Here is an 11,694-nt window from a genome sequence, read left to right on the forward strand (position 1 = left end):
GAATGAACGTGGGCATAGGAAGTATAGAGAAAGTGATGTAATGGTGTTTCGTAAGGTTATCAACCTAAAGAACGACACAGACATGACATTAGAAAACGCTACAAAACAAATAGTATCATGGCATCAAGGCGTTGAGGTATTGCCATTAGAGCGACATGAAATTGAGCGCTATGAAGAACCGGATTTCAACGCTACAACGCTACAGATGATGCTTCAAGATCAAAACGAGATCATTGAAAAGCAAAATGAATTATTACAAGAATTAAATAAGCGTTTAGTTGAACAAGATCAGCGATTCGCACAAAGAGAATCAGAGTTATTGAGCGCTATACAAACGATACAGGAATCCCAAACGCTTATAGCGATGAATACTAGCGAAGACGTAGCGAAGAATCAAAGAAGCGATGAAATGCTTATGCAAACAATAAGGGAAGTCCAGGAAGTTAAGAAGATGATTGCAGCAAGTAAAGATAAGAAATGGTATGAGTTTTGGAAATAATTTTTTAAATTTAATTAATTATCTCTTGCCACCTCTAAAAAATATAGGAAAATGAATAGAAAAGTAATGCTTAGACTTATATGAGAATTTTGATTTTTTTGGGATACTACTGATAATTTGATTTTATGTGAACTAAATCTTAGGAAGAAGGAATTGAAAATGAATAAGAAATGTCCTAATTGTGGTTCTAGAGAAATCGGGCAAGATTTTTTAAATGCCCAAGCATGTTTGAGATTTATTAGTAGGAATAACCTTTTTAATGAATTTTCAAGGGTGATTGCTGATGTTTGCACGGAGTGTGGTAACATTTTATCTATGAAAGCAGAACATCCAGAGTATTTTAAAGTAGATAAATAAAAATTACTGATAATACAGATTATGTGAATGAAAAATACCTTTAGAAGGAATATCTGAAGGTATTTTTTTATAGATTTTGAGATACATTGATTGCTGATAATATAATGTTATGTAAATAAAAGAAAGGGGAATTTTTTTAGGATTCCTCTTTCTTTTATAATGCATGAAATGTGAAAAATAATTGATTTACTTTAAAAATATTACTTTTTTTATTTTATCAGATTTGTACTTGTTGAGTTTGTAATACTTTCAAAGTAAGATCAAGAACAATTTTTTCACGTAATTTGTCAAATTCTTTCTCAGGATATTGATCATAATATTTATCTTGATATTTATCTTGATATTTATCTTGATTTCTGTCCTGATATTCATCATGTTTTGAATAATGATGAACATCATATGATGAATAATCAAGTTCATAAAATTCTGCACTAATTAATTCACAATATGGTTGTTCATTATAGAAAACATTATTTTCAAAGAAGTATTTGTCTAGACGAGGAACATCATTCTTTTTTGGATTAATGAAACGAGCTTTATTTTCCGAACCAAAAGCTATAATTGGGAAAGAAAGAAATTCATCAGCAGTCAAATCAGCAAAACCAGAGAATCGAACTTTTGCAATTCGATCATGAATTACGCCATTGCAGTATTTAGCAGCGTATTCAATATTTTTACGAATATAACCTTCTACAAACAATTTTGCTCTTGTTACTTCAAAATATCCTGTTTCATTAATTGGTTCATATTCAACAGGTACTAGTTTGCATTGTGTTAAAAATACATCTTTTAACACTCTTTTAATTTCCACTGCTGGTGGAGAAAGTGGAATTTCTGCTTCTACTACAATTTGAAGTGTTCTTTCTGCTAATACAACTGGAATTTTAATTCTTGGATTGTTTGTAAGAACAGGCGTTGCCTCAGTATCACTGAGTGGAATCCGCGATTCTGATTTAACCTTACAATCTTTATTTTTATTATTATCTTGTTTATATTCTTTTTCACTCAATTTAAAAAAGCCTCCTTTTAGTTTATGTTTTGAGTGTGTTTATACATTCTTTAACATGCTATGGAGTGTATTTATATGTGTGAGGGCATGTATAATAGTGATTTTCCTCATTTTTAAATAAAAACATAGATTATAGTAATAAAATCTATGTTTTTCTTATTTGATTTTGTGTAGCATATATTTTTGTGGAACTATTGTTAGACTCTTTTATATTAAAAAAATAGGTAGTACTAAATAAAATTCATTAGAATTATTTTGAATAGGAAAGCATATCTTATAGTGTGGAACAAGCATTGGACACTTGTTTTACACTCATAAATTTAGTCTCTTTGAAAGGAAAGGGAATCTATTAGTAGATCCCTTTTTACATTAAATAGATTCAAAATGTTATTTATTCTTTTTTATAAGATTAATATACTTATTTTTTTGAAAGAAATAATATGAGTATATAAGTCTAGTTAACCACAGGAAAAATAAAATTTATATATATTAAAATAACGATATTTAGAATAAACAAAAAGATATTCAGTATGAATATCTTTTTTGTTTATTCTGTGAGTTGTTTGTCGGAGAGAACATATTTGTCATTCTCGATTTTATTTTATGAGATTATTTTTTAAAAGGTGTATGTAATTTGGGATTTTTTGATTTAACTATTTGAGCTATATTTTATTATGTTTTAAATATGAAATACATCTAGGATATTATCTTTTTCTTCTTTATTAATTTCAATGTATTTCAGTGTAATTCTTGGTGTACTGTGGTTGAGTATGTTTTGCAACATAGCAACATCTTTTGTTTGTTTATAGAACTAATAGCCGAAGGTTTTGAGCATTGTGTGGGTACCAATGGACTCTACGCTGGCAAAGTCTCCGGCTTTTTGCAATTGTAGATAAGCTTGGATCTTACTAATGGGTTTGTCTCCTTTTCGAGAAGGAAATATTGGGATAAGTTTCACTCACTTTTTTCATTTTATTTTATACTTCCCTTTAGGAGAGCACTAACGGATATTGGTGTTTTTTTAGTAGGTTGGTTTGAAAAATAAGAAGTTTTCTTTGTTTTAAATTTGTACTTGTTGTATTTGTAAAACTTTTAAATTAAGGTTTAATACAATTATTTCACGAAAAGTATTAAATGGTTCCTTTAAGTTTGTTAGACAAGGGGAAAAGTCTAATCCAACAAGTTGAGTACTCACTAATTCGCAATATGGTTGTTTGTTATAATAAACTGTATCTCCGAAGGAACATTTTTCTAAATGTGGTAAATCACCGTTTTTAGGATTAATAAAATGAAATGTAGTATCTGAGGAAGAAGCTACTAAAGCTAAAGATAGAAAATCATCTTCTATTAGATCTGTGGAACCGGAAAATGGAACATTTACAATAGAATTATATATAATTCTATTGTATTCATCATATACATACTCAATACTTTTACGGATATACCCTTGTAAAAATAATTTAGCTTTTGTAACTAGGTTGTAATTTGTACCTGGTATTGGAGTAAATGCTAGAGGAACTAAATCACCTTGTGTCAAAAATACGTTGTTTTTTAAGATACGCTTAATTTCAATTGCTGGAGGATCTAATGAAATATTAGATTCTACAACAATTTGAATTGTTCTTTCGGCTAATATAACTGGCATTTGTACAAGCGGTGTTTCTGTGGTAACAATGGGTGTTTTAACTTTATTATTTAATGGTGTTTGAGTTTGCCCTACCACCTGACATGATGTATTAATTGGACGTTGTTCACTCATGTTACTTAGACTCCTTTTTAAAATTACTTTAGATTTTTAAAACTGTTCAATGTCAATGTATTAATTTTTTTCATTTATGTTATTCGTATCAATTTAATTTTTAATAATATATAAAGATAATTAAATTTAAAATAATTGTGGAATAGGTCATGTATTTACTTTTATTCTTATATTCAATTTATAGGGATTATAAATACCGTTTTGTCTATTATGAGTACACCCTAATCATCCATCTATTAGCTACTGAAAACACTTTGTTCCAACTGTATGATTAGGATGTATGATAATAAGTTGAAAAATAACAAGGAAATCCATGATTATAAGTATGGTTGAAAATAAATGTATGACTAATACTCAAAATTACATGTATCTAGGCTGTACCCCTAGATGTCGTTTTTTTGATAGATTTTAAATATGGAAATTATCAAGTATATTGTCTTTTTCTTCTTTATTAATTCCAATGTATTTTAGTGTGATTTGGGGTGTACTATGATTTAGAATTCCTTGCAACATAGCAACATCTTTTGTTTGTTTATAGAACCAATAGCCGAAGGTTTTGCGCATGGTGTGAGTCCCAATGGATTCTATACCGGCAAAATCTCCGGCTTTTTGCAATTGTCGATAAGCCTGGATTTTACTAATGGGTTGATCTCCTTTTCGGGAAGGGAATAACCAGGTACTTTCTAGTGTTTGGCCATAAGAGTATACTTCATCAAAAATAGAAGTAAGGTTAATCATGCGTTCTTTCTTCGTTTTTCCCTCTTTGATCTTGAATTCTTTTCTCTTTTTACGTTTTAAATTTATTATGGTTTGTGTTTCAATTTGGAGTAGATCGCTGACACGTAATCCAGTATGGATCCCAATAAGGAAGAGAATATAGTCTCGTTCGGAACAATGACGTTTTAGAGCCCATTTCATATCTTCGATCTGTTCTTTGCTACGGATGGGTTGTACATCAATAAGATGTGGTTTTTTGTTCATGGATTTTGACCTCTTTATTTACAGTGTTTTGAATGTATACTTTTGTTGTTTATTTTGAGGATATCAGAGTGTTTGGCATAAAGTCAATGTTTAAGGGGAAATGAATGTAAACTAATATTTAAAAGTTTACATTGGAACTTGCAATTGAAATCTAACATACATTGCTATGAGCATTTACAACATAGTCTTGGGTGACAATAAGAAAAACCACAGCAATTGTTGTGGTTTTTTTATGTTAATGATAATGAAAGTAAACTAATATTCAAAAGTTTACTTTTAGTTTTTTGTAAAAGATATGGGATTTATATGTTATATTATTTTTACATTTATTAATAGTGATGGAGTGATTTTATTGGGGTTTTTAAAGGAAGTTTTAGGGTTTTTATCTAGTCCAGGTGGAGTAGTCATTTTTATTGCAGTCTGTGTTGTTTTAGTTATATTTATATTTAGAAAGCCATTAGAATCTTTTTTTAGAACTTTAATTAAGGTTAAATTTAGAGGTCTAGAGATGGAAGCTGTTGGTGAATCTTCTGAAAGAAGTAGTGATATTAATAGTAATAATTCTTTAATTGAGCCTGAGAAGATAGACAGTGATGAAAAAGCTCCTTCTTTAGAAATATCATCAACTGTTGATTCAAATAATGATATTTCCTCGGATGATTATTTAAAAAGTTTAATTGATGCTTTTAAAATTAAAGATAAAACGAAATTAAAGATGATTTATCAAGATTTTATGAAAAATGAGACGGATAAAATTTCAAAAATAAAGTTGAAAGCTATTTATTATTCTTTGTTATATAGGTTAGGTGAAGATGTAATAAGTTTTTATTATAAAATTGAAAAAGAAGCTGAAAATACTGAAGCTTATCCTAATGTAATGTTATTTTTTGCTGATTCTTTTGCGGATACGAAAGATAATGATCGTGCTAAAATTTACTTAGAAAAAGGAATACATAATATAGGTTTTGAAAATACTATTCGTGGTATTTTATTTGAAAGATTATCTAGTATTTATGTTGAGTTAGGTGATTTTCAGAAAGCAGTTAATCTTTTATTACATGAAATTAATAGGCAGGAAGTAAGTGATGAAAATAAATTTGAATATTATTATCATTTAGCTAATTTATATAGGGATAATGATAATTTAGATTTTCAAATATACGCTTTAGAAAAGGCAGTAAAAATTAAGCCTAATCATAAAAGTGCTTTATTTTCTCTTGCTTATGCTTATAGTAAAATTAATTATACTGAAATGGCAGTTTTTTATTATGAAAAGATATTATTAATAGACAATACTGATAAGTCAGTAATGAACAATTTAGGTGTTGTTTATAGTAAATTGAAAATGAATTATAAGAGCATAGAATATTATGAGAAATCTTCTAACTTGGGGAACACGTTAGCTACTGCAAATTTGGCTTATAGTTATATGAATTCTGGTTTTATTGATAAAGCTGAAGAGATTCTCCAAAATGTTAAAGGGAATGAAGATGTTCATCAAAATGTAAATAGTGCGTTGTTAAAGGTTCAAAGGTTGAAAAAAGAAGAAGAAGATAAAAAAACGAATAAAATAGAAAGTGCTAAGGAAATTAAAGATTTCTTTAATAATTTAGCATCAGCAACATTTGAGAAATTTAGTATAAATTCTCAAATGTTTGATGGTTCTTGGATATTAAATGGTGATGAATCTATTACAGAAATAGTGATAAACCAAAGTCAAATTAGTATTATTTTAGAAACAAAAAAATTAGTTGGGAATTTTATTAATAGGCATATTACTTTTGAATTATATGAAAGAAAACATTCCATAGTTACTCAAGAATACCAATTTGAAAAGAATGGTCAAGCTGTTGGTTATATTAGTATTGACGGGGGCAAAATTAATATATTAGATTATAACAAAGATGGTTCATATAAAATTTACGTTTTAGAAAAAAAATAAAAATATAAATAATATATTTGTTTTTTTTGAAAGGGAGCTCTAGTTATTCTAGGGTTCTTTTTTTTTGACTTATAAAAAAAAAGCCAATCGTGATATAATTGAATTGTCGAGAAACAACTATAACGAGAGACTTTTTTATTGGTTAAATATATCTATTAACATAATAGCATAAAGAAAAGTCTCTTTGCTAGTTGTAAATACTAGTAACAAGGAGAAAATTTATGACAAATACTATCAATTTAAAACAATCTGAAAGAAATGCAAGATTGAGGGATATTGAGAATTCGAAGATCTTGTCAGAAGAAGAGATGTACATAGCAAATGAACTTCAAGCAAAAGCTAATTCGCATGGAATGAAGTTAGTGCCTGAACGGAAGATAAAAAACAAAGCTAAATTTGCCCAAATTATTCAAGAGAATTGGTTATATCTCATTCAAAATAATTATTTGAAAAACGAAGAAATTATGTTTTTAAACAAAATCATTGGATTTATAGGTTTCCGATCTAACTGTATTGTTCATGATATTAATGCAAAAGAACAATTACCTATGACTCAAACAGAAATTGCAGACAAAATAGGATCTAGTAAAAATACAGTTAGTAGATTAGTAAAGCAATTAATTGAAAAAGGTCTAATTGGACGTTTTGAATCGGGTAGAGATGGAATTAATGCTAGAATGTATGCACTGTACATAAATCCTAATGTAATTCTTTGTGGAGATCGTGACAATATTAATCAAACACTACAAACTATGTTTATAAGAAAACCTAAAGAATTAAAAAATTTACCAATAAAATTAGTGTAACCTGTATGAATCTCATACAGGTTTTTTTATATTTTTATAGTTATCGAATTCGATAACTAAAGTTATCGAATTCGATAACTATAAAAAATCCCAAATCCCTTGGTATTACTGACTTTTTTCTATTTTTGTATACTTGTCCCTTCTCACTCTCTATATAAGGAGCTAAAAGTTCCGCAAGGAACAGGTAGTATTTTTAAGCAAACCCTGCTTAAAAATCTCCACCTTTGCTAGAAAAAAGTAGCCTCGTTAATCCTCGGCTAAAGTCGAAGACTTTTCTTTTTTCTAACATCCTTGCGGAACTTTTTTTGGCTCGTTTACTTTCATCGCCAAGCCGATAAACTCAAAAGTAGGATTTAGGCATATCGGCTTGAGCTACTCATTATACGAGCCAAACCGCTTGATCTAACGTCCATTAATTAATTCTTATTCTATTTTTAGATACGTAATACGTGGGGTCTCCCCACACCCCGGCCAGCCTCTACCTCAAAAGTAGGGAGAAGACCAAAAACCACTTACGATAAGTAAGTGGTTACTGTGGGAGTGGTTTCTCTCGCTGTGATTCGTAGGAATCGTTGAAATTTAAACGTCTAAATAGATTTGTATTCCGGATTTTAATATTTTTTGGATCAATCATAGATTGCCATGGTTGTAAATTCTTTTTATTTTTTCTAAGTTTAGTAATTCTACTTATAACATTGTTTAATTCACGTTCATGGTCTTGGTTCATCACAATAAAAGTAAAACTTGTTATCACTGTTGGGAAACAAATCTTTAATAAAAATTCAATATGATAGATATCAGAGATTAGATTGTTAATCGTGATATAAGATGTTCCTGGTATTGGGATAATATTTGCTACGATTCGTAAAGATTCTTTTTGATTATTAATAAGTAATTTAAGAGAACAACGTGTAGTAAGGATTTTAAAGAGTTCATCAATAAATGTAATGAGTACATGAAGTTGAGTTTCAGGTGTCTCTTCATTGATTAACCACAATCCTCTATTTTCTTGTTTTGTCTTTATGAGAAAGTCGGTTACAAATTCCATATCAAGATTTTTAGGTATCTTGTTGTTTGGGAAGTATTCTCCAAAGTAACGTGTATCCTTCTCTTGTATTGGGCTAATTGGGAAAAAGGGATCTGTATGTAATAGATAGTAATGCTCGTGAGAGCAAAGTAATGCGGTTAATAATATTGGATCTGTATATTGTTTATTTAATTCTAGATAGTCTTCCATACGAGTAAAATGGCGGAAGAGTACATTCTCTCCAGGTGCAATCGGTAGTACCTTTTTTTCTTGGCCAAAATAATAGTAAGCTCGATAAGATAAATAAATATATTCAGCACCATAAAAGGATTTAGAACCAATTAACAGTTTATCCTCTAACTCTTTTAATTTTGCATAACCAAGTGTTCTAGATTTATTCTTTTTCCCTTTTTGGTAGCCGAATAGATCTAGGAACTGTGACTTTAACATGTAGGGCTGATGATGGAGCATAAATGTAAATAGATTATGATAATGCTTCATGATGAATAAATGTAATTCATCACTTAATTTTCTCTTATGTGAATCTTCCTGAATTTCATGTAAGTTTAAGATATAGGGTGAATTCGTATTATCCATAATTTCATGTACTGTATAAAAAGTATGTGGAACAATAAATGTTGGCTGTATTGCCATGTTCTTTCCTCCTATAGTTGTTCATATCCGGATAAAAATGTTTTCGCAAATTCTTGTTTTTGTTGGATATCAATCTCTTTATAGTTACGTGTTGTCACCTCTATAGCAATGTAACCACTATGCACTTCACTATAGACGGCCCCATCGGGCGTTGGTTGGAATTTTCCCTGCGGATGGGACTCTACTATTCTTTTTTTAAAATCATCGTATCTGGGGTCTTTCTGGGCCTCTGAATGCAATTGTTTTTCTGTTTTCCATGTTTCTCGTGTTTCTTTTGGTAGAGAGATGTATTTTTCAGAGAGACGAATATCATGTTTGGCGTTATTGATACCGGTTTTATATTGATACTCTTTTCCCTCTTTCTTAAACTTTTCTATCCCTTTTTCTCCTAAAACAATTTTTCCTGTGCGTTCTTCTAAATAGCCGCTATGACAAAGTTTTTTTAGACGATCTCCTTTGATGTTATATTCTCTTTCCATTTGTTCTCTGGTAGCTGTTCCAGTTTTCCAAAGCATATCCATACCTTCGATCTCTTTTGTTTTTAGAATCCGTATATGTTTTCGTGGCGCGGCCATAGGGATGCCTCCTGTCTTTGCTATATTTATGTATTTAATTATTTGGGAATCCATAGCGAAGCTGTGTGTCTTCGCTATGTGTACATTTACATATGTTCACATCGTTCGTTTTTTATGAAATAAACATTTGTTTAAAAATGTTTATTTCATTTCATTCAAAAAAGCGAAGCTGACTTTGAATGAATCAATCTAATAGCAAAGCTATAGATTGGAAAATACAAAATGTGATGCGAAGCATGACATTTTGATCAAACAAATAAAAATGCCGGAGGGCAATTTTATTTGTCTTTTTCTAAGAAGCGTGAGCTGACTTAGAAAAAGAATCTGGACAGATGCGAAGCGTTCTGGCCAGGAAGTCCCGCAGGGCAAAATACGCCTGAAGACCATTCACTCGGCTTGCCGAGCTTGTTTTTGGTTCAAGCGTAGCGAGAATCAAAAATGAATGCGTCTGACCGCAGGCATGGAAAAGCGTCAGCTTTTATCATGACAAGGCAGGCGTATTTTGCCCTGCTTGAATCTTGCAGGACGCAGGACGGCAAGATGATCAGTGGGTATGTTTTGACCTTCTTGATTTGACGCCGTTAGGGCGGATAAATCAAGCTCACCGAAGGGGAGCATATGTACTTGATTCTATGTAATACCACATAGAATCTGATTTAACTATATTATACAATATATTAATTTAAATATGAGAGATTTTGTAATAGGAATACATGAGGGAATAACTAGAAAAGGGTTGATCACGGAGTCCGTAACGTTTATGCCGCGAAAGTCACTTGACCATGAGGGGCACCCTCATGCAAACTCACCAGAGGTGGCCCCAGAAGGGTGGTTTTTGCCCGCTGGGGTTATCTTTGGGAGTTTGAGGGTGTAGAGGCTCGTGGTCAAGTGAACCGTGGAATAAAAAGTGTAGGACGGGACCCCAGAAAAGGGCAAAAACCAATGGAGTTATGGGAAATGGAAAGTAAAGATCTAGTAAAGGGAACGAAGCATTTTTTGTGATAAATAAACATGCATGTAAAGTTAATATAACGTCCTATTATTAGCAATCGTATATTCGTTAAAAGCTTTTTGGGATAATTACGATCCTATTGGGAACATTAATTTTTATGGAGGTGATTGTAATGAATAATAACAAACAACCAAACAAAACTTCTGCAGGAACAAACGCTGCATCTGCATCTAACAAATTTGGAACGGAATTTGCTAGTGAAACAGATGTACAAGCAGTAAAACAACAAAACGCTCAAGCAGAAGCTAAAAAGAACCAACAATCTAGCCAACAATAAAGTTAACAAACAAAGGATATTTTCTATAATCGTGGGAGATACACTTTGAGCAAACTATCCAAGATACGATAAGGCATCATTCGTGGAACCCAATTACGTAATAGAAAAAGACTACTTCTTCTAACTGGGAAAAGGTAGTCTTTTTCTGTTTTTAAGATGTATATTGTATACAATTTTAGTTAACATAATGTAACATTATCGGTAGCAAATTTTTCATAGAATCCTTGTAGGTACAGGGATTCTTCTTTTTTTGTCTCGCTATCTTGTATACAGGATTTTATACATTGTTGATGTAGCGGGGATTCTGAGGATCCTTGCTATTCTTTTTTTTCATAAAATTTGGTATAAATAAAAAAGATTTTGATGTGGGTATCGAGATATAACGAGTATTCATTTTTAAAATTGATATGTGTTCCTAAGTTTGGGTCTGTAATATGAATTATACAAATTACTCATGTAAATATTATGAGAGTTAAGAATTTGAAACAAGTGATACGTGAATTATTAGGAAAAAGGGTATATCATTGCTATAGCGAATATATTTTTGAGGTGAGACGCTATGAAGACGTTATATAGTCCCGGCGAAGTGGCAGAGCAATTAGGTATCCAATCTAGTACATTACGTAAGTATGCTGATGTACTAGAAAAAGAGGGTTATACTTTCATAAAGAATGAACGTGGGCATAGGAAGTATAGAGAAAGTGATGTAATGGTGTTTCGTAAGGTTATCAACCTAAAGAACGACACAGACATGACATTAGAAAACGCTACAAAACAAATAGTATCATGGCATCAA

The 11,694-nt window shown here is 30.8% G+C and carries 11 protein-coding genes and 1 pseudogene; 6 read left to right on the forward strand and 6 right to left on the reverse strand.

What is annotated here, in order from left to right; translation table 11 throughout:
- On the forward strand, positions 1–499 hold a 499-nt coding region (locus ACSG5Z_RS29415), incomplete at its 5' end, for a DUF3967 domain-containing protein (protein ID WP_435712718.1).
- 159 nt (positions 500–658) lie between these two features.
- Positions 659–856 (forward strand): hypothetical protein, encoded by a 198-nt coding sequence (locus tag ACSG5Z_RS29420; protein ID WP_327958704.1) that lies wholly within the window; start codon positions 659–661, stop codon positions 854–856.
- 217 nt (positions 857–1,073) lie between these two features.
- On the opposite strand, the gene ACSG5Z_RS29425 is transcribed toward ACSG5Z_RS29420, so the two are convergent.
- From ACSG5Z_RS29425 to ACSG5Z_RS29440, 4 genes and pseudogenes are all read right to left on the reverse strand, one after another.
- On the reverse strand, positions 1,074–1,865 hold the full coding sequence (locus ACSG5Z_RS29425) for a CsxC family protein (RefSeq protein ID WP_435712719.1): 792 nt from the start codon (positions 1,863–1,865) through the stop codon (positions 1,074–1,076).
- Positions 1,866–2,544: 679 nt separating this feature from the next.
- Positions 2,545–2,808, reverse strand: a pseudogene (locus ACSG5Z_RS29430) (tyrosine-type recombinase/integrase); the annotation flags it as partial.
- Positions 2,809–2,925: 117 nt separating this feature from the next.
- The gene (locus ACSG5Z_RS29435) at positions 2,926–3,624 is read right to left on the reverse strand and encodes a CsxC family protein (RefSeq protein ID WP_435712720.1); all 699 of its coding nucleotides are present in this window, start codon (positions 3,622–3,624) and stop codon (positions 2,926–2,928) included.
- 408 nt (positions 3,625–4,032) lie between these two features.
- On the reverse strand, positions 4,033–4,605 hold the full coding sequence (locus ACSG5Z_RS29440; RefSeq protein ID WP_435712721.1) for a tyrosine-type recombinase/integrase: 573 nt from the start codon (positions 4,603–4,605) through the stop codon (positions 4,033–4,035).
- A gap of 352 nt (positions 4,606–4,957) precedes the next feature.
- On the opposite strand from ACSG5Z_RS29440, the gene ACSG5Z_RS29445 reads away from it, so the two are divergent.
- Complete coding sequence (locus ACSG5Z_RS29445) at positions 4,958–6,547, forward strand: tetratricopeptide repeat protein (RefSeq protein ID WP_435712722.1); 1,590 nt, start codon at positions 4,958–4,960, stop codon at positions 6,545–6,547.
- 221 nt (positions 6,548–6,768) lie between these two features.
- Positions 6,769–7,353 carry a MarR family winged helix-turn-helix transcriptional regulator gene (locus ACSG5Z_RS29450; RefSeq protein ID WP_435712723.1) on the forward strand — a complete coding sequence of 195 codons (585 nt, stop codon included), beginning with the start codon at positions 6,769–6,771 and terminating at the stop codon, positions 7,351–7,353.
- A 529-nt stretch (positions 7,354–7,882) separates the two neighbouring features.
- Here the strand turns inward: ACSG5Z_RS29450 and ACSG5Z_RS29455 are convergent.
- Positions 7,883–9,034 carry a hypothetical protein gene (locus ACSG5Z_RS29455; protein WP_435712724.1) on the reverse strand — a complete coding sequence of 384 codons (1,152 nt, stop codon included), beginning with the start codon at positions 9,032–9,034 and terminating at the stop codon, positions 7,883–7,885.
- Between the two features lie 11 nt (positions 9,035–9,045).
- Positions 9,046–9,609 (reverse strand): hypothetical protein, encoded by a 564-nt coding sequence (locus tag ACSG5Z_RS29460; protein WP_098762257.1) that lies wholly within the window; start codon positions 9,607–9,609, stop codon positions 9,046–9,048.
- 1,124 nt (positions 9,610–10,733) lie between these two features.
- Between ACSG5Z_RS29460 and ACSG5Z_RS29465 the strand changes: the two genes are divergently transcribed.
- Together ACSG5Z_RS29465 and ACSG5Z_RS29470 are read left to right on the forward strand one after the other, a co-directional pair.
- On the forward strand, positions 10,734–10,898 hold the full coding sequence (locus tag ACSG5Z_RS29465; protein ID WP_165927691.1) for a gamma-type small acid-soluble spore protein: 165 nt from the start codon (positions 10,734–10,736) through the stop codon (positions 10,896–10,898).
- A gap of 559 nt (positions 10,899–11,457) precedes the next feature.
- A partial coding sequence (locus tag ACSG5Z_RS29470; protein WP_435712725.1) for a MerR family transcriptional regulator occupies positions 11,458–11,694 on the forward strand: 237 nt, incomplete at its 3' end.

It is taken from the genome of Bacillus pretiosus (assembly GCF_051294775.1).
Lineage (GTDB): Bacteria > Bacillota > Bacilli > Bacillales > Bacillaceae_G > Bacillus_A > Bacillus_A wiedmannii.

Excerpts from the sequence above, each read along its gene's own strand:
- ACSG5Z_RS29450 (WP_435712723.1), top strand. The coding sequence starts at position 6,769 with ATGACAAATACTATCAATTTAAAACAATCTGAAAGAAATGCAAGATTG.
- ACSG5Z_RS29460 (WP_098762257.1), bottom strand. The coding sequence starts at position 9,609 with ATGGCCGCGCCACGAAAACATATACGGATTCTAAAAACAAAAGAGATC.
- ACSG5Z_RS29465 (WP_165927691.1), top strand. The coding sequence starts at position 10,734 with ATGAATAATAACAAACAACCAAACAAAACTTCTGCAGGAACAAACGCT.
- ACSG5Z_RS29455 (WP_435712724.1), bottom strand. The coding sequence starts at position 9,034 with ATGGCAATACAGCCAACATTTATTGTTCCACATACTTTTTATACAGTA.
- ACSG5Z_RS29440 (WP_435712721.1), bottom strand. The coding sequence starts at position 4,605 with ATGAACAAAAAACCACATCTTATTGATGTACAACCCATCCGTAGCAAA.
- ACSG5Z_RS29435 (WP_435712720.1), bottom strand. The coding sequence starts at position 3,624 with ATGAGTGAACAACGTCCAATTAATACATCATGTCAGGTGGTAGGGCAA.
- ACSG5Z_RS29420 (WP_327958704.1), top strand. The coding sequence starts at position 659 with ATGAATAAGAAATGTCCTAATTGTGGTTCTAGAGAAATCGGGCAAGAT.